Genomic DNA, 17904 nt, shown 5'->3' with positions numbered 1-17904 from the left:
GCCATACTTGTCGTCTAGAACGACGCGGAAAACCGGTCTAGGTCTCTACGGATCGGCCCAGAGCGCGGAATGCGTGTCCACCACCATCCACGCACTTCAGGCCCATCATCATCAAGCCGAAGGAGGACACCCAGTTCGTCGACTTCCGTATAAGAGAGAAATCTCGAATCCGCCTCATTGAGGGCGTTAAGGAAATTTCTTGACTCTCCCCCAGAAAGGCTCTCCAGCCCTCTGGCGAGGAAATCCCGCAGAATGTCGGCCGCAATCAAGTCATGCGCACCCCATACAGACCTGTCGGAATCGGGGAGCTCGATCTCCCTCTCCATCCGCGTCACGTGCTCGTACCAACCGATCAGCAGCGTGACCAGGCCCAACGATCGAGCAGGGGCCACGCTGACCACAGTCCCGTCCAGTTGGTCCGCTTCAGCGACTCCCAGATGGCGGCCAAGCCACTCGCGGGCTTGAACTTCCGACATGACATCACCTTCCCGGGTAGTAGGCCGTCGATTTCCATGGCATATCCCAGTTCACGATGACGCGAACTCCATCATAGTCAAATCGCGATGAATTCTGCCCTTCAATCTGACGGGGCCCAGCTTGCCTCAACGTGGTTTCCACCTCTGCCGCCGAAGGCCTACCCATCGCTGGATTTCCATCACCCGTATGCCCATTCACGAACTCAGTGATCTCATCCAAGGAGTATTCACTACCGTGGAAGTCTTCTCCGCCAAGGTGGTCGCCATTCTTACCTCCAAGCGGAACCCCGCAGTTCGGTCCTGAATTGTGGACGAGGACAGGAGTTGCGCCGGCGATCACATAGAACGTGTGGACGTCGGCGACCGTCAGATCGTATGTCGTCTGCCGCTTGGTGTAGGTGTGCACCTGGACGACGCGCAGGGGCCGGGCGGCGGCGGCGTGCAGGCGCATGCCCGGGACGAGGCTGCCCGCAGGGGTCCAGGTGTGGGTGCTGTCCACCCAGATCGGGTGGTTGGTCGTGGCGGTGAGGGTTTCCGTGCCGTCGGCGCCCTGGAGGGTGACGTCGGCGAAGTCCTCGTCGTGCTCCATCCTGAGCACCGCCGTGACCGGCCGGGCCGTGCTCTCTCCCGTGTCCGGGTCGGTGGCCCAGACCCGGTCACCGACCTTGACATCCTGGATGGGCTTGGTGGTGCCGTCCGCCAGCAGCACCGGTGCGTCCGGCAGGAAGCTCCTGCCGGCGCAGGCCTTGAGCGCCTTCTGCGCCGCTTTCTCCGCCTCGGCCGCCTCGTGGAGCCGCTTCGCCTCCTTGACGGCGTCCCTGGCCTCGTCGACCCGCTTGGCGGCCTTGGGGATCTTGGCGAAGTCACCGAACGGGAGGAAACCGACAATGCTCAGGCCGACCCCCAGATTGTCGCCCTCGTCCCAGGAACGCTTGAGGTCGTACGCGTCGCAAGCGACGCCCGCGAAGGGAATCCAGCCGCAGACGGCGAGGGCGATCTCCAGCCCGACCCGCGACGGGGGCGACGGAGCGAAGGCGTAGGGCGGTGGGACCGGCGGCGGGCCGGGAGACGGGCTGGGCGTGGGTGAGACGGACGTGGAGGCGGGGGTGGAGGTGGCGGCGGGGATGGAGGAACCGGTTCCCTGACTGCCCGGCCGGGACCCGGTGTGCTGGCTGGCCCGGTTGATCGCCGCCGTGAGGTTGTTGGCGAAGCCGAGGACCGCGTTGATCAGCCCGCTGAGGCTGAACTGCCCGGAGGGGTCGAACCGGGTTACCGGAGAGTTCTCCGCGTAGGCGTATCCGTTGAGCTGCTGCGGGTTGCTGGCGTCCAGGAGCGGGTCCACGCTGAGGAAGCGCCCGGTCGCGGGGTCGTACTCGCGGGCCCCCAGGTGGGTGAGCCCTGTCGGATCGACGGTGCCCCCGACGAAGCCCCTGGTGCCCGGCCAGGTGGCGGGCTGGGCACCGCGCGGGGCGCCGAAGGGGGCGGACCGCCGCTGGGAGGTGGCGCCGGTGGCGGCGTTCACCGTGACGTCGTCGGTGCCGTGCTGGTCGCCCACCAGGAAGTTGACCGTGCCGTCGCTGGTCCGTACAGCGGTGGCTTCCCCCAGGTCGTAGTAGCGGGTGGCGGTGGCCGACGCAGCGCCGGAGGCGAAGGTGAGCTCGGTCGCGCCGAGGTACAGCGTGGTGGTGGCGGAGCCCGGCGCGGCGCTGTTCGCCGTGCGCTGGAGCAGCCGGTTGCCGGCGGCGTCATAAAGGTAGGTGGTGGTGCTGGTGCTGCTGGTGGAGGTGCCGCCGACGACCCGGGTGGTCGTCTGGGAGACCTTCGCCAGCCGACCTTCGGCGTCCCACTCCGGCTTCATCGTGGAGTCGGGCGGGGTGCCGTCCGGGAGGTCGGCGAGGGTGCCGGTGGACCACAGGTCGTGCCCGTCCGCGTCCCGGACGGCGAGGTTGCCGTGGGCGGTCAGCACGGCGGCGTTGCCGGACCCGGCGCCGGTCGCGGTGCCTGAGGTCCACAGGACGGCGTGGTCGGTGCCGGTGACGACCAGCGCGCCGTCGTCCCGCATGGTGGCGGTGGCGCCGGGGTGTCCGGCCGTCCCCGACTGCCACAGCTTCTCCCCGGAGGAGATCGCGTAGAGGACGAGGTTGCCGTCCGTCTGCATCACCAGCCGCGCCGAGGGCGAGGTGGCGTCCTGGCCGCCGGTGAGTACGGTGCCCGCCGGGAGCCGGGTGTCGGAGAGCACCGTGTCGTGCTCGATGGTGTTGCCGGTGGTGTCGTAGTCGAAGGACTCGGTCCGGGCGTCGGGCCCGGTGGTGGTGATCCCGGACAGGGCGTGCGGGTGCGGGCTGCCGGCGGTCGGGTAGTGGTACGCGCGCTCGGTGTCCAGGGCGCTGTTCCCGCCGGCGTCGTGCTGGGTCTCGGTCTTCCGGCTGCCGTCGAGGTTGTAGGTGTAGCTCGTCCAGTACGGGGCGGGTCCGTCCACGACGGCGGCCGAGGGCTGGGCGGCGCAGCTGTCCGTGGACTGGCTCCAGGACTGGGTCAGGCGCTGGAGGTAGTCGTAGCCGAAGCACTGGGTGTCGGTGCCGGTTCGCGACCGGTCCGAGACCGACAGCACATTGCCCGCCTGGTCGTAGTGGTAGAGGGCGGCGCGCTCCGGTCCGGTGGTGTTCTCCAGGTCGGTCCGCGAGGTGGCCAGCCGCTGGGTTCCCCACTCGTACGAGTCGGTGATCCAGGCCTTGCGCCCACCGGTGGACAGCTCGTACTGGAGCGGCTTGCCGGTCAGGCTGTACGTCGCTTTCGTCAGATAGCTGGTGGCGCCTTCGAGGGCGGTGACCCGGTGCAGGTCGTCATAGGTCGGTGCCAGTGCCTCGGCCGGCAGGCCGCCGGCTGCGGGGTAGCCGATCGTCTTCGGCGTTCCGTCCAGGTTGTAAGGACTGTTGACCTGGTAGCTGCCGGCCAGCGCCTCCTCGCCGGGCACCGAGGGGATCTGCGTGGTGGAACGGGTGACCCGGTAGAGCTCGTCGTAGAAGTTGACGGTGTCCTTGTACTCGTAGGTGGCACTGCCGACCTGGCGGAAGCGGCTGCTCGACGCCAGCTGGCCCTTGTAGCCGGCCGCGTCGTACGTCCAGGACGCCATCAGCAACCCGGTGGCACTGCCGGAGCGTTCCGCAGTCCTGCGGTCGAGGTCGTCGTAGGCGTAGAACAGCTTCTGCTCGCCGGCGGCGGTGGAGATCAGCCGGCCTCGCTTGTCGTAGCCGCTCACCGTCGTCCCGTGATCCGGATCGACGGCCTTGACCTGGTTGCCGCGCAGGTCGTATGCCCATGTCCAGACGTTGCCCGCCGGGTCCGCGAGCCTGGTCGGGAAGCCGACCGCGTTGTACTCGTAGTGCGTGGCGTCGTAGGCCCCGGTCGCGGTCGGCCCGTGGTACTGCCGCAGCTCGATCGTGCGGCCCTGCGCATCCAGCACGGTGGTGGTGGGGGTGCCGCCGGTCGGCGGCACCACGGAGACGCGGTCCCCGCCATAGGTGACGGTCGTGGTGGCCAGCGGCTCACCGTTGCCGTTGCCGGCCAGCAGCCGTTCGCTGGTCTGCCGTCCCAGGCCGTCATACTGGTAGGCGGTCTGCGTCTCGACACCCGAGTCGTCGTCGATCCGCTGGAGCGTTCCGCTGGGGGCGCCGGTGACGTAGTAGGGCGTCCAGGTCAGGACGGTGAGGCCGCGCGCGTCGTAGAAGGTGTCGGTCAGCAGCCGGCCGCCGTCTGGGCCCGGCTCCTGGGTCTGCCGCTGCCGCAGCAGGCCGTCGTAGAGCGCGAAGGACGACTGCTGGGTGCCGTTGTTGCGGAGCACCTTGGTCTCCACCGAGACGATGGTGTCGTCGGCGATGGTGTAGACGTACTCGTACGAGGGGGTCGGCGAAGAGGCCTTGGGGCGGTTGGGCAGCCAGACCTTGACCAGGCGCCCGAGCGCGTCGTACATCAGGTCGGTGCGCTTGCCGTTGGCGTCCACCGTCGCGGATGTCGCGCCGCGCAGGGTGTCGTAGTAGGTGGTCGTGGTCTGCGCGGTCGAGGCAGCGGTGGTCGCAGCCGGCGGCGTGGTGACAGTGATCCTGGTCGGCCTGCCGGTAGCCGGGGTGTAGGCGGTGGTCGTCTTACGGGCGTCCGAGGCGGCCGTGGTGCTGGGCGCGTCGGCGCCGGTGTCGTCGTAGACCGTGCTGCTGTAGATGTCCCAGGACTCGGTCGGCCTCCCGTAGTCGTCGAAGGCCGTCCTGGCGTTCTGGTAGGTGCCGTACCGACCGTCGTGCGACACCAGGGTCTGCGCCATGGTGGCGTCGCCCTTGACGGGCGCGGCGCCCCAGCTCTGGTTGTCGTAGCCGGTGCGGATGTCGGACAGCACCTGGGAGCCGGTCCCGTCCGCCTGGGTCCGGCGGACGGGCCGGGCCGAGCAGTCCACCGTGACCGTCTCGGTGCGGGAGGGGAAGGCGAGCAGCCAGTCCGTCGTGTTGTCGATGTAGCTGGTGGTGGTGCAGCGGTCGTCCGCGATGGTGGACAGGTCGCCCAGGTCCTCCACCTGCACCGCCCGGCCGGCGGTGTTCTCGTAGCTGGTGGTGCGCTGGGTGCGCCGCCAGGAGGCACCGGCACCGTTGTCCAGCGAGGTGTACGTGCGGACCGTCCCGATGCCGGTCAGGTTGGCGGTCGTAGTGCCCCAGGAGCGCTCCCGCTTGGCCGTCTCATGGTGCCACGGGGACGCCACGGACTTGACCAGCACCACCCCGCCGGGCGCCGAGTAGGTCTCGGTGCGGTACTCGAAGCCGGCCAGCGCGTCATGGTCGGTGAGCGAGGTGCCCTCGCCGTCGTTTACCGTGACGCTGCGGGTGGCACCGGAGGCGTTCTTCCGGTCTCCGTCCATACCGCGCAGGAAGTAGTGGTCCGTCTGGGTGCTCATGGCGGAGACGCCGCCGGTCCGCTGCCGTACGTGGCTGAACCCGCGCCACTGCGACCAGGTCTTGAGCTTCTCCTTGGTCAGGCCGTCGTCGTCGTCGAAGTGCCAGGCCCCGCCGCCGAGGTAGTCGTACGTGGTCTTCATGTCCGGCGCGCCGCCGGTGCGGTCGGTCTGGATGACGGCTTCGACGACGTACTTGTTGAACCACTCCAGTTTGGGGTCGACCTTGCTGCTCGGCTGGTAGTACTGCGGGAAGCAGCGGGTGGTGTTGGCCTCCGGCGTCGGTAGGTCGGACCAGGAGCAGTCGGGGGCCTTGTAGTTGATGTCGATCTGGCCGCCGGACTCGTCGTCCACGGTGCCCAGCCGCTGCTTGATGAAGGGCGCGCGGCCGTCGCCGACCTTGTCGAGCCGGTTGGCCAGCTGGTCGTAGCCGAAGGTCACCTTGGGCAGTGTGACGCTGCCGTCGGCCTTGCCGGTGTGCTGCACGCTGTCCAGCAGCAGCTGGTAGTCGGTGTCGGCGGTGCCCCAGTGGTGTGTCAGCGACCAGATGTCGACCGGCTGGTAGCCGCCGTCCGCCTGGAGCGTCTGGGTGGTCACCGAGGTGAGCCGGTTTCGGGTCCAGAAGGTCGGGGAGAGCCTGCCCTGGTCGCAGTCGGTGCCCGCCTTGCAGTTGAGGTCCCACGGGGTGTCGTACCAGTAGAACTTCTGACTGTCGATGGCGGACTCGGCACAGCTGACGCCGGTCTGCGGGAGGCAGCGCTCGGAGTTGCCGAAGACCACCTGGGCGGCCGGCTTGACGCTGGCGGAGTAGATGTCGGCCTTGCGCTGGCCGTAGTCGATGCGGGACAGGTAGCCGCCCCGCACGTAGGGGGTGTCGTCCGCGGCCTTGAGGTTGCGTCCGTAGGAGTTGGTCTCCTGGGTGTACCAGTAGGTGATGTCGTCACCGTGCGGGTCGAGGACGAGGTCCAGGTTCCAGCGCCAGGCCTGCTGGCACCAGGAGGCGGCGAAGGTCGAGGCGTGGCAGGGCTCCCCGGTGTCGTCGCCGTAGACCGGCACGGTCCAGGTGGACTTGGTCTCGGGCTTGCCGGTGGTCCAGTTGGGCAGGCGGTTGTAGCCGAAGAAGTACTGCACGCCGGCGGTGGTGGTGACCTTCCAGTACTCGCCGTCGTTGTCGCCGTTGCCCCGGTCGGTGTCCTTGATCCGCTGGATGCGGGTGCCGTCGTCGTTCTTCATCCGCCAGGTGTCGGCGGTACCGGTGGGGATCAGCTCCCCCGCCCTGCCGTTGAAGCTGATCGTGGCGTTGTCGTACGCCCAGCAGAGGTCTCCCGGCTCATTGCCGTCCGTAGCCCAGGTAGAAGCCCGCGTGGTACGTGCCGTCCTGCGCCAGCGCCGTGTAGTTGCGCCCTGTCCTGTCCAGCCTGACCCAGCCGGCGACGGTGTAGCTGCGAGTGGTGTCCAGGACCGCGCCACTGCTTTCGAGGTAGGCGTCGCTGCCGTTGAGTCCGGCGGCGGTGCCCTGCTGTCCGGGCTCCCCCAGTACAGCGCCGCCGCCGAGCGCGGCCGGGTATGATCCGCCGCTCCCGGTGACGGCGGTCGCGCCCGCCGCCTCGTCCAGGTCCCAGGAGCCCCGCTCCGGCTGGCCGCGCCGGACGGCGAAGTAGTAGGTCTCCGGCTGGGAGGCGTTGCCGTGGCTGTCGATGGCCGTCACCGACAGGAAGTGCACACCCTCGGTCTGCGGCAGCAGGGTGACGGTCTTCGCCGCGCCGCCGCTGGTGGTCAGCTGGTGTGCCGAGGACGCCGAGGCGTCGAGGCCCCACTGGTACATGGTGACGTCGCTGGCCGTGGAGCGGATGCTGAACGTGCCGTACCGGCCGACTCCGTCGATCCAGGGCAGGTCGGCGGTCGGGTCCATGGACCCGGGATAGTCCGCCGAGGTCACGGTCGGGCCCGGAGGGCGGGTCGTGTCGTAGTTGAAGTAGCAGTTGGTCTGCGGGTCACCTGCGGAGCTCCAGCTGCCCCACTCGGCCCCGTCCCAGGCGCGGACCTCCCACCCGATGCTCTTGTTCTGCGGGATCGAGGTGGGCAGCGTGACCGAGAAGGTGGATCCCGACGCCTTGAACGTGCTGCTGGCCGGCGCCGTACCCTCCGCCCCGGTGGACCACCACCGCCGCTTGTGACCCTGGCCGTCGCCGATGTCCCAGCCGGCGGCGAACTGCGCGCCGACCTTGTCGCCGTCCGGGTCGGACAGCTTCGCGGTCAGTGAGGGAATGCGGTTGAGCAACGCCGGCGAGGTCTGGCAGACACCGGGCGACATGGTCAGGTCGAGCGTCGAGCCGTCCCTCGCCATCCGGGCCTGCTTGGGCGGGAGGTTGTACTGCACCCGCAGGTAGGCGCTGTTCGACCAGCGCTTCCAGGCGTAGTTGTCGGTCTCGTCGGTGGCCCGCAGGCCGAAGGTCATGGTCCGGGCGGAGCTGTTGGCCGCCTTCTGCACGGCGTCCTTGACCGCGCCGGACGTGCCACCCCACTCGACATCGGCCGCCGGGCAGGAACTGCCCCAGCCGTGGGCGAAGGACGAGGTGGCCAGCTTGGTGGTCCAGAAGCCCGAAGCCTTCTGGGCCGTCCAGTCGGTACCGGAGCTGATCGCCTTGGTCTGCCACAGCTCCACGGACCGCGCCGTGCAGGAGTAGGAGTGCGTCTCGTGCGCCACGAACTCGGCGGACAGGATGTGCTTGCCGGCGAACTTGGTGGTCGGCACCTGGTACAGCACCCGCTTGACGTCGGAGGGCGCGCAGGCGGGGTCCGCGCCGCAGAAGCCCATGCCGAAGTCCGACTTGTTGGAGAAATGCCAGTACGGCTGGTTGGGATAGGCCCGGGAGACCCCCACCCAGTCCGTCGCCTTGGGCGAGTCCCAGGTCGGGTCGATGTAGACCGGGTACCGGGTGTCCGGGTCGTCGAGCAGCGCCCGGTCCGGGGTGAGCAGCAGCGCGTCCTGCTCGTCGGCCACATCCACCTGGATCGGCGCCGTATGCGTGGCCTGCTCGATCCCGGACGGTACGGGGCCACCGGCGGTCTCGGCCGCGTCCGGCAGCGGGGCGCTGCGGGCTCCGGCGGGGCCGGCCGCGGCATGGCGTGCCGGTTCATCGGACGCCGGGGCGGCCGGGGAGTCCCACATGACGGGCAGCGGGGCCCGGAAGACGACGCCACCGGCGCCGCTGTCGACCGCCTCCAGGCCGCCCTGCGCGTTCTCGCGTACCTTGAGCCCGTTTGAAGCCAACTGGAGGGTCAGCTGCCGCAGTGCCGGGTTGTGCGCGGCCTCGCGGGTCTTGACCACGAAGATCTGGCTCACCCCGGAGACGTCGGCCGTCAGTCGGAGGTCGACATCGGGCAGCACGGACGGATAGGTGGCGGTATCTCGGTCCAGGATGGGTTCCGGCAGTGGCTGCGGCCAGGAGAGCCGCAGGTCACGTCCGGATTCCCGCAACCGGATCAGCGGCTGGTCGCCTCCTCCGGAGAACGCCACGTCCAGCGGCGTGGCCGCCGGCGCCACCGAGCCGTCGGCGGCGCGGTGCAGCGTGGCGTCGATCGCCACCCAGCGGCCATTACGCAGGGTACGCACCGGGCTGACGTGCTCCACCAGTTCGAAGGTGCCGTCCGGCTTCGCGAACAGCTCGCTCGATTCGCCGCGCCGCGCGGTGACCTCGATTTCCGTTCCGGCGCGCTCCGCCTCGGCGCGCGCCTGATCCTCGCTCAGCACCGGTGCGGTGTCGGCCTCGGCGGAAGGCTCCCCCGCCACCGGCACAGTCCTCGGTGCTGCCTCGGCCGACCCGGTGCCCGGACTGCCAACCGTCAACGTCAGCACCAGCGCCGCACTCATCAGCCCGACGATGGCATGCCTACCCGCGAGCGCTCCCCGCCTCATCCGTCCCCCGCAGATCTGGATTTCGTTCATCGATCTGCCAAGGGAAGGTATAGAGCAGGCAATCTTCCTGTCCACCTCCACAGAACGGGGCGCATCACAGGGAAAGCGGCGAACTCCTGACGCCCTCGACATGACGTGGATCACTGGTTCCGCAGGCATTGAACGGCCCGTAATGGGAAGGGGACAGCAGTCAGTGACGGCGCGTAACCTTCCTGGACGACAGCCAGCAGGACGCCCGCGCCCGAAGGCGGCACCCGGGCGGTCAGCCGGCGGGCCGGGGGGAGGGGGTCGGGGTGGTGAGCTCGGCGGCCAGCTGGGAGCGCCAGTCGGCGGTGAAGGCGGCGAGGCCGGTGCCGAGGACCTTGCGCAGGGCGCGGTCGACGGTGGTGGTGCGGTCGGCGTCGGCGGAGCCGGTGGCGGCGATGGTGCGGTAGAGGGTAGTGAGGGCGCGGGGGCCGTGGCGGCGGGCGATCAGCGTGCAGGCGAACCACGCCTGCTCGTACGCCTGGGCGAGGCCGGTCGCGGTGGTGCCGAAGGCCGCGTCGGCGGGCAGCGCCCGGGGCAGCCGGCCGGCCGTGACGTCGGCGGCCAGCTCCGGGGCGATCTGCTGGGCGGTACGGCCGGTGTGCAGATAGGCCGTCCAGTCGGCGGCGCCCTCGGAGAGCCAGAGCGGCGTCCACGGCCGGGTGGCGGCGCGGGTGGCGACATGGACGGCCTCATGGGTGGTGACCACCTGGCGGCCCAGGTCGCTCAGCCCCCGGTACGCCTCGGGGTTGACCAGGATGCGGTCGGCGGGCGCGGTGTCGGACGGCCCGGTGGAGGCGGTGGTGACGGCGGCGATGCCCTGGTAGTCGGCGGCGCCGGCGTCCAGCAGCCGGGCGAGCTGGTCCAGCGAGCCGGGGGCGTACAGCAGCAGCCGCCCGGCCCAGCCGGTGCCCCAGACCGCGCTGACGGCCGGGACGGCGCGGTCGGCGGCGCGGGCCAGCAGTTCGGCCTCGGCGGCGGTGCCCAGGCCCAGCACCAGGCAGTGCCGACCGGTCACCGCCCGTACGGTGCCCAGATCCCACAGCAGGGCGCCGCCGACCGGCCGGTCGGCGGCGAGCAGCCAGCGCCCGCCGGAGCGTTCCAGGGTGAGCCGCCGGGTGGCGGTCGCCGGATGGCGGTCGTAGCCGGTGATGCGGTGGTCGAGCCGGACGTCGGCGGTCAGCCGGTCGCCGCCGCCGTCCAGCCCGGTCACCCGGTAGCTCCAGGCGGCGAGCGGCACCCGCGCGGTACGCCGCTCCAGCTCGGCCTGGGCCGCGCGGTGGGCGGGCGCGGCCGTGGCGGCCAGCTCGGCGGCGTCCCGGTGCAGCACCGCGCGGGCGCGGCGGGCGAGCAGCGCCTCCACCTCGGGGCGGGCGGCGGCGGACGGCTCGGGGCTGGGCGGCGCGGGGGCGAGCGCCCGGTCCGCGACGCCGATCCGCAGCGCCTTCACGGCCGGGGCGGGGGCGCGGCGCGGTACGGAGAGCTGCACCAGGCCCCCGGCGGCGAGCAGCAGCGCTCCCCGCCGGGTGAGCCGCCCCCGGCCCGGTATGCCGGGCGTGGGCGTGGTCCCGCTCAGACCCGCACCACCGCCGCGATGGGCATCGTCCGGGCGCTCTCGTAGCGGACCCTGGCTCCGGGGTAGGGCGCGTGGATGATGGTGCCGCCTCCGACGTACATGCCGACATGGTGCATGTCACCGTAGTAGATCACCAGGTCCCCCGGCCGGGCTTCGGAGAGCGGAATCCGCCGCCCCGCGCCCGCCTGGGCCTGCGAGGTGCGGGGCAGGGTGACCCCGGCCTGCCGCCAGGCCCAGTACATCAGGCCCGAGCAGTCGAACGAGTACGGGCCCGCCGCGCCGTAGAAGTACGGCGAGCCGAGCGCGCCGGTGGCCGCCGCGACGGCGGTGGCGGCCCGAGCGTCGGGGGCCGGCAGCGAGGAGAGGCCCACTCCGCCGGTGGCCGCGTTGACCCGCTGCCGGGCGGCGCGGGCGTCCTCGGCGGTCAGCCGGGCGCGCTGCCCGCCGGTGAGGGTGTCCAGCAGTGCCCGAGCGCGGCCGAGCCGCCGCTGCACGTCCTGCTTGTCGCGGACCAGGTCGTGGCGGGCGGTCTCCAGGTCGGCCAGCCGGGCGGCGGCCTCGGCGCGGCGCTGGTCCAGGGCGCGCTGCTTGGTGGCGACCTCGTGCAGGACGTCGGCCTGCTGGGCGGCCAGCCGGTCCAGCGCGGTGGCGCGGTCCAGGTAGCCGTCCGGGTCGGAGGAGAGCATCAGCTGCATCGTGGGGGCGATGCCGCCGGAGCGGTACTGGGCCCCGGCGATCTCCGACAGGTCCTCCAGCATGCGGTTGAGCGCGTCGCGTCCGCGCGCCACCTGGTCCTGGAGGGAGGCGGCCTCGACGCGCAGCTGCCGCACCCGCTCCCGGGTGCCGTCATAGCGCTCGGTGGCGGTCTCCGCCTGGGCGTACAACTCGTCGACCTGCTGCTTGACCTCCTGCTCGGAGGGGTGCGAGGCGACGGCGGGGTCGGCGGGCGACGCCTGGGCGGCGGCGGCCGCGCCGAGGGCGACGGCGGTGGCGGCGGCCGCGGTGAGCGTGGCGCGTGCCAGGCGCGGTTGTCTGGGGCGGCGATGGGTGGCCAACGCGCGCGGGCTCCCTTCATCCTGGCCGCCGCCGGGAGGCGGAGGTCCGAGCGCAGACGTTAGCGAACCGGGAGCACTGAGACCAAACTTCCGTTAATAGCAATTTTTCTTCCGTATCGGACACACCGGACGAGCAGTCAGCACCCTGGCGGCTCAGCGGCCGGCTGGTCCGGCCCGGACGTGCAGGCGCTCGCCCTGCGGCCCGAACAGGGAGAGCAGTTCGACCGGCTCCGGACCGGCGCTGACGAATCCGTGCGGCACCCGGGTGTCGAACTCGGCCGCCTCCCCCGTCGTGAGGACGAGGTCGTGCTCGCCCAGGACCAGCCGCAGCCGCCCCGCCAGCACATAGAGCCACTCGTACCCCTCGTGGACCCGCTGCTCCAGCTCCTCGCGGCCCGACCGGACCGGCGGGAGGATCAGCTTGTACGCCTGGAGCCCGCCCAGGTGGCGGGTCAGCGGCACAAAGGTCCTGCCGTACCGGACGAACGGACGCGCATGGATGCGCGGGTCGCCGGTCGCGGGCGCGCCGACCAGCTCGTCCAGCTGCACGCCGTACGCCTTGGCCAGCGGCAGCAGCAGTTCCAGCGTCGGCTTGCGCTGCCCGGACTCCAGCCGGGAGAGGGTGCTGACCGAGATCCCGGTCGTGCCGCTGAGCGCGGCCAGCGTGGTGCCGCGCTCCCGGCGCAGCGCCCGCAGCCGGGGGCCCACGGCGGTCAGTACGGTGGCGAAGTCGTCGTCTGCCATGGCTCCATTTGCCGACCCGGCAAGGAATTTTGTCAAACGCCGGGGCGCGGACCGACCCTCGGCAGGGTCCGACCCCCACGCCATGGAGGAAAGCACCGATGACCGATGACCGGAGCAGCATGTCGACGGCGGGGTTCTGGGACGCCCGCTACGCCCGGAGTGACCGGATCTGGAGCGGCGAGCCCAACACCACGCTGATCCGCGAGACGGCCGACCTGACGCCGGGCACCGCGCTCGACCTGGGCTGCGGCGAGGGCGCCGACGCGGTCTGGCTCGCCGGGCGGGGCTGGCGGGTCACCGCGACCGACGTCTCCCGGGTCGCCCTGGACCGCGCGGCCGGGCACGCGGCGGCGGCGGGCGTCGCCGACCGGATCGACTGGCAGCGACACGACCTGGCGGAGTCCTTCCCGGCCGGCGCCTTCGACCTGGTCTCCGCGCACTTCCTGCACTCCCCCGGCATACCCCGGGAACAGATCCTGCGGACCGCCGCCGCAGCCGTCGCCCCGGGCGGCGTCCTGCTGGTGGTCGGGCACGCCGGGCCGCCGCCCTGGGAGCACGGGCCCGAGCAGGAGGTGGACCTCCCCACCCCGCTGGAGCTGCTGGCCGCGCTGGACCTGCCGCGCGACCGGTGGGAGGTCCTGGTCAGCGAGGAGCACGAACGCATCCAGCAGGGCCCCGACGGGAAGCCGGCCACCCGCGTCGACAACACCCTGGGGCTCCGCCGCCTGCCCGGCTGAGCAGCCGGCCCCGGAGACGCGTGTTCCCGGGGTGTCGCCGTCGGCGGCGCCCCGGGAACACGCGTCAGCGCTGGGTCAGCGGTGCGTCAGATCCGGACGATCCGGGCGATCGGCATCACCGTGGCGGACTCGTAGCGGACCACCGCGCCGGTGTGCGGGGCGTGGATGATCTGCCCGTTGCCGACGTACATGCCGACGTGGCTCATCCCGCTGTAGTAGATGATCAGGTCGCCGGGCTTGGCGTTGGCGATGTTGGTGCCGATGTTCGTACCGGCGCTGGCCTGCGCCTGCGAGGTGCGCGGCAGCGAGACGTTCGCCTGGCCGTAGGCCCACAGCATCAGGCCGGAGCAGTCGAAGGTGGACGGGCCGACGTGGCCGTAGACGTACGGCGAACCGAGCCTGGACTCGGCGGCGGCGATCGCGGCGGCGGCATAGCTGGAGGCGGCGCCCGCCGTGCTGGTGGTGCCACCGGTGGCGCCGGAGGTCGTCAGCGGGCCGCGGGCGGCGGCGCGCGAGGCGCGCTCGGCGTCGGCCTCGGCCTGCTGGAGTGCGGCGCGCTCCTGGGCGGTGAGGGTGTTGAGCAGCTCCTGCGCCTTGGCGAGCTTCTGCTGCACCTCGGCCTTGGACGCCTTGAGTTCCTTGGTGGTGCTGTCCAGCTCGGCGAGCTTGTCCTGCGCCTCGGCCTTGTCCTGGTCGAGCTTGCGCTGCCGCTGCTGGAGCTCCTTGAGGACGTCCGTCTGCTGGCTGCTCGCCTGGTCGAGCGAGGACGCCTTGTCCAGGAACTGGCTCGGGTCCGAGGAGAGCATCAGCTGCACGGTCGGGTCGATACCGCCGCTGCGGTACTGCTGGGCGGCGACCTGGCCGAGCGTGCTCTGCATCGAGGAGACCTCGGACTGCCGCCGGGCCACCTGGTCCTGGAGGTGGTTGACCTGCTTCTGGAGCTGCTGCTGCTTCTCCTTGGCGCCGTCGTACTTCTCCGTCGCGACCTCGGCCTGCTCATTGAGCTTGTCGACCTGGGCCTTGACCTGGTCCTTGGTCGGCTTGGGGGCCGCGTGGGCGGCTCCGGCCTGGGCGGAGATGGCGACGGCGGTGGCTGCTGCGGCGGTCAGGACGGATATGCGCGCGCGGCTGGGCTGCTTGGGACGGCGGTGGGACGCCACGAAGGCGGACTCCTTCTTCCTACGTCCGCCTACCGGGTGAGCTGACGGGTTCGGGCTGGAAGCATGCCCTACGACGCCTCAGCCGGTGTTGGCCGGCCCTGACGCCGATTCACCCCGAGGAAGTTGGTTCCCCGGCTCCGATCGACGGCATCCCCTGGAGGACAGCACCCTGTCCTGCCGCGTCTCGAACTCGGCGGGAGCCACCGCCGTCACCCACGTCGGCTGATCACTTCACGGTGGCTCGTCGCCAGACACTAGTAACTGAACTGTGATCCGTTCAAATCCTTGTAGGTAAAAAGTCCCGGTGGCGACAAGATTTCTTCGGAATTACCACAAAGGGTAGTCGACATCTGACCCTGAGCTGATCGTTCGGCGCTGTGAAGCGCTTCGGCGGCCGATCACCGTGGCCGACCTCACTCGCCGCCGCAGCAGCCGACAGGCCCGGCTTGTCCGAAAAGCCGGGCCTGGCATGGTTGCTGAAGGGTACTGAGCACGACCGTACGGCGGTGGCCGCTCGCGGCAGCGCCGCCGTCAGACCCGGCGGATCTTGGAGATCGGCATCGAGCTGGCCGAGACCACCTCCACCGACTTGCCGGGGCGCGGCGCGTGGACGACCAGACCGTTGCCGACGTACATCCCGACGTGGCTGCCGCCGTAGTAGATGATCAGGTCGCCCGGCTGCGCGGCGGCGAGCGACGGCACCGCGACCCCCACCATGCCCTGGTCGCTGGCGATCCGGGGCAGCGTGACGCCCGCCTGCGCGTACGCCCACTTCATCAGCCCGGAGCAGTCGAAGACACTCGGGCCCATCCCGCCGCTGACATAGGCCGACCCCTGCTTGCCGAGGGCCGCCTGCAACGCCACCGCCGCATAGCCGTGCGCGGCCGGCAGCGAGCTGAGGTCCACCCGCTCCATGCCGCCGCGCGAGGCGCGGGCGTCCGCCGCCTCCAGCGCGATCCGCTCCTGCGCGGTGAGGGTGTTGAGCACCGTCTGCGCCTCGTGCAGCCGGGCCTGCATCCGCGCCTTGCCCTGCTTCAGCTGCGTGGTGGTGCGGTCCAGCTCGGCCAGCGTCGCCGCCGCCTCCGCCTTCTGCTGGTCCAGCGAGCGCTGCTGCTCCTGGAGCCGGCGCAGCGTGTCCGCCTGCTGGGCGCTCACCTGGTCCGAGGAGGACGCCTTGGCGAGGAAGTCGTCCGGGTCGGAGGAGAGCACCAGCTGCACGGTGGGGTCGATGCCACCCGAGCGGTACTGCGCCGCCGCCACCGCCCCGAGGCCGCTCTCCAGCTCGGTCACCTCGGCCTGCTGGCGGGCCACCCGGTCCTGGAGCTGAGCCGCCTGCTTGCGCAGCTGCTGCTGCTTCTCCTTGGCGCCGTCGTACTGCTCGGTGGCCTCCTCGGCCTCCTCGTACAGCTTGTCGACCTTCGCCTTCACCTGGTCCTTGGTCGGCTTGGGGTCCGCGTGCGCGGCACCGGCCTGGGCGGAGATGGCGACGGCGGTCGCGGCCGCAGCGGTCAGGACCGAGACCCGGGCACGGCTCGGCTGCTTGGGACGGCGGTGGGACGCCAAGGGAGGTGCTCCTTAGTCCTGCAAACACCACTCGCGCGAGTGACGGTCGGGATGGGGGTTTGACGACAGACCATAGTGAAGATCCGTTGTCCGGCCAAGCCCGGCGGACGCCGCACCGCCCCGCAGAGTGCGGTCATGACCGTAAGTCAGGACAAGTCCGGCCTCAGGTCCGCACCAGCCGCTTCAGCAGCAGCGCCGAGGAGACCGGCCGCGCCCCCGCCCGGCGCACCCCGTCGGCCACCTCCCGGTCGGAGGAGACCACCACCACCGGCCGGCCGACCGGCTCGGCCCGCACCAGCTGCCGGATCAGCTCGTCCGCCGTCTGACCGGTGCGGCTGAACCGCACCCGTACCCCGCGCGGCGGAGCCATGATCACCGGCGTGTCCAGGTCCTGCCCGTCGAAGACGCAGGTCACCTCGGCGCCGCTCTGCGCCGCCAGCATCGACAGGCCGCCCAGCAGCCGGATGCGCTGCTGCTCCAGCGGCAGCATGGGGTAGCCGGTCTTGGTGACGTTGTAGCCGTCCACCAGCAGATGCACCTGCGGCAGCGCCAGCAGCTGGTCCAGCAGCGCCGGGTCGTCCTCGGCCAGCGCCCGCCGGGCCACGTCGTGCGGCGAGGCCGCCCCGGGGGCGACCGCCTCCACCAGGTCGGCGGGCCGGATGCGGGCCACCGGCAGCGCCAGCTCGCGTTGCAGGCCCTGGGCCGCGTTCAGCACCGTGTCCAGCAGCAGCCGCAGCCGCATGTCCTCCACGCTGCGGCCCTCGCGGGCGTTGCGGCGGCTCGCCTCCAACGCCGACTCCACCTCGGTGACCCGGTGCCGCAGCCGCCGGGTCTCCGCCTCGGCGCTGCCGCGCTCCGCCTGCGCGGTGGCCCGCGCCGCCTCCAGCTCGGCCGTCACCTTGCGGGTCGCCGCCTCGGCGCGGCGGGTGTCGCTCTCCAGGCTGCGCAGCTTCTTGCGCAGCGCCTCGGACTCCCGCCGGGCGGCGTCCACCTCGCCGCGCAGCCGGTCGGCGTCGGCCCGAGCGGAGGCGCGCAGCGCGAGCAGCTCGCCCTGGAGCTTCTCCGCCAGCCGTACCGCCTCGGCGGCCGCGCCCTCGGCGTCGGCCCGCTCGACCTCCTCGCCGGCCTCCGCGACCAGCCGGCTCCAGCCGGCCGAGCGCACCAGGTAGGCCGCGGCGGCCACATCCATCGGGTCGGCGGCGGGAGGCACGGTGCCGCCCTCCAGCGCCCGTACCAGATCGGGCTGGCCGAGCCGCAGCCGCTCCGCGATCCGCAGCCGGAACAGCGGCTCCGCCTCCAGCGCGGCGGCCAGCGCGGTCGCCGCGTACCGGGCCCGGCGGGCGGGGGTGAACCTGGCGTACGGGCGCAGCCCGGCGGGGAGTTCGCCCAGGGGCAGGGTGCCCAGGGCGTCAGCGGCTATGCCGACCACCCGGCGGCGTACGCCCTCGGGGAGCGGCCGGTCCAGCCGCTCACCGTCGCCGCCACCGGCTTCCGCACCAGCCTCCGCAGTGCCGCCGGCTCCCGCAGTGCCGTCCGCTCCCGCAGTGCCCTCGGCTCCCGCTCTGCCCTCGGCTTCCGCACTGGCTGCCGGATCGGTCGCGGCCGAGCCGGGGGCGCCGTCGGTGCCGGGGACGGCGGCGCCGGTCGCGCCCGCCCCGGTCCCGGCGTCATCGGCCGCTCCCCGCGCAGCGGGCTGCTGCCCCTGCGACCCGGCCGC

At 71.7% G+C, this 17904-nt stretch carries 10 protein-coding genes and 1 riboswitch; of the genes, 1 reads left to right on the top strand and 9 read right to left on the bottom strand.

Annotation, left to right across the window (positions count from 1 at the left end):
- Nucleotides 1-14 precede the first annotated feature (14 nt).
- The 6 genes from ACIQGZ_RS11210 to ACIQGZ_RS11185 form a co-directional block, all read right to left on the bottom strand.
- Complete coding sequence (locus ACIQGZ_RS11210) at nucleotides 15-476, bottom strand: hypothetical protein (RefSeq protein ID WP_402600943.1); 462 nt, start codon at nucleotides 474-476, stop codon at nucleotides 15-17.
- Nucleotides 477-480: 4 nt separating this feature from the next.
- Nucleotides 481-6642, bottom strand: coding sequence for an RHS repeat-associated core domain-containing protein (locus ACIQGZ_RS11205; RefSeq protein ID WP_402600942.1), 6162 nt, complete (start codon nucleotides 6640-6642; stop codon nucleotides 481-483).
- A gap of 97 nt (nucleotides 6643-6739) precedes the next feature.
- A complete protein-coding gene (locus ACIQGZ_RS11200; RefSeq protein WP_402600941.1) occupies nucleotides 6740-9202 on the bottom strand; it encodes a hypothetical protein in 2463 nt (820 codons plus the stop codon).
- A gap of 388 nt (nucleotides 9203-9590) precedes the next feature.
- Nucleotides 9591-10841: a hypothetical protein gene (locus ACIQGZ_RS11195; protein WP_402600940.1), complete on the bottom strand. Its 1251-nt coding sequence runs from the start codon at nucleotides 10839-10841 to the stop codon at nucleotides 9591-9593.
- 83 nt (nucleotides 10842-10924) lie between these two features.
- Nucleotides 10925-11983, bottom strand: a complete 1059-nt coding sequence (locus ACIQGZ_RS11190; RefSeq protein WP_402600938.1) for an NlpC/P60 family protein — start codon at nucleotides 11981-11983, stop codon at nucleotides 10925-10927.
- Nucleotides 11984-12136: 153 nt separating this feature from the next.
- Nucleotides 12137-12727, bottom strand: a complete 591-nt coding sequence (locus ACIQGZ_RS11185; protein WP_402600937.1) for a helix-turn-helix domain-containing protein — start codon at nucleotides 12725-12727, stop codon at nucleotides 12137-12139.
- 98 nt (nucleotides 12728-12825) lie between these two features.
- On the opposite strand from ACIQGZ_RS11185, the gene ACIQGZ_RS11180 reads away from it, so the two are divergent.
- Nucleotides 12826-13464: a class I SAM-dependent methyltransferase gene (locus ACIQGZ_RS11180; RefSeq protein WP_402600935.1), complete on the top strand. Its 639-nt coding sequence runs from the start codon at nucleotides 12826-12828 to the stop codon at nucleotides 13462-13464.
- 86 nt (nucleotides 13465-13550) lie between these two features.
- Here ACIQGZ_RS11180 and ACIQGZ_RS11175 read toward each other — a convergent pair whose 3' ends face one another.
- The 3 genes from ACIQGZ_RS11175 to ACIQGZ_RS11165 all read right to left on the bottom strand — a co-directional run bounded on the left by ACIQGZ_RS11175 (nucleotide 13551) and on the right by ACIQGZ_RS11165 (nucleotide 17652).
- Nucleotides 13551-14624, bottom strand: coding sequence for an NlpC/P60 family protein (locus ACIQGZ_RS11175; RefSeq protein ID WP_402600933.1), 1074 nt, complete (start codon nucleotides 14622-14624; stop codon nucleotides 13551-13553).
- A gap of 10 nt (nucleotides 14625-14634) precedes the next feature.
- A riboswitch (cyclic di-AMP (ydaO/yuaA leader) is annotated at nucleotides 14635-14784 on the bottom strand.
- A 371-nt stretch (nucleotides 14785-15155) separates the two neighbouring features.
- The gene (locus ACIQGZ_RS11170) at nucleotides 15156-16187 is read right to left on the bottom strand and encodes an NlpC/P60 family protein (RefSeq protein WP_402600932.1); all 1032 of its coding nucleotides are present in this window, start codon (nucleotides 16185-16187) and stop codon (nucleotides 15156-15158) included.
- Between the two features lie 163 nt (nucleotides 16188-16350).
- Complete coding sequence (locus tag ACIQGZ_RS11165; protein WP_402601440.1) at nucleotides 16351-17652, bottom strand: NYN domain-containing protein; 1302 nt, start codon at nucleotides 17650-17652, stop codon at nucleotides 16351-16353.
- Between the last annotated feature and the right edge of the window lie 252 nt (nucleotides 17653-17904).

Source organism: Streptomyces sp. NPDC092296, from assembly GCF_044755465.1.
Lineage (GTDB): Bacteria > Actinomycetota > Actinomycetes > Streptomycetales > Streptomycetaceae > Peterkaempfera.
Note: the sequence above shows the minus strand (reverse complement) of the source record. Positions and strands in the feature narration are given on the sequence as shown.

Bases quoted from the DNA above. Each gene is read 5' to 3' on its own strand.
- ACIQGZ_RS11205 (WP_402600942.1), bottom strand. From the start codon at position 6,642: ATGAAGAACGACGACGGCACCCGCATCCAGCGGATCAAGGACACCGAC.
- ACIQGZ_RS11185 (WP_402600937.1), bottom strand. From the start codon at position 12,727: ATGGCAGACGACGACTTCGCCACCGTACTGACCGCCGTGGGCCCCCGG.
- ACIQGZ_RS11210 (WP_402600943.1), bottom strand. From the start codon at position 476: ATGTCGGAAGTTCAAGCCCGCGAGTGGCTTGGCCGCCATCTGGGAGTC.
- ACIQGZ_RS11180 (WP_402600935.1), top strand. From the start codon at position 12,826: ATGACCGATGACCGGAGCAGCATGTCGACGGCGGGGTTCTGGGACGCC.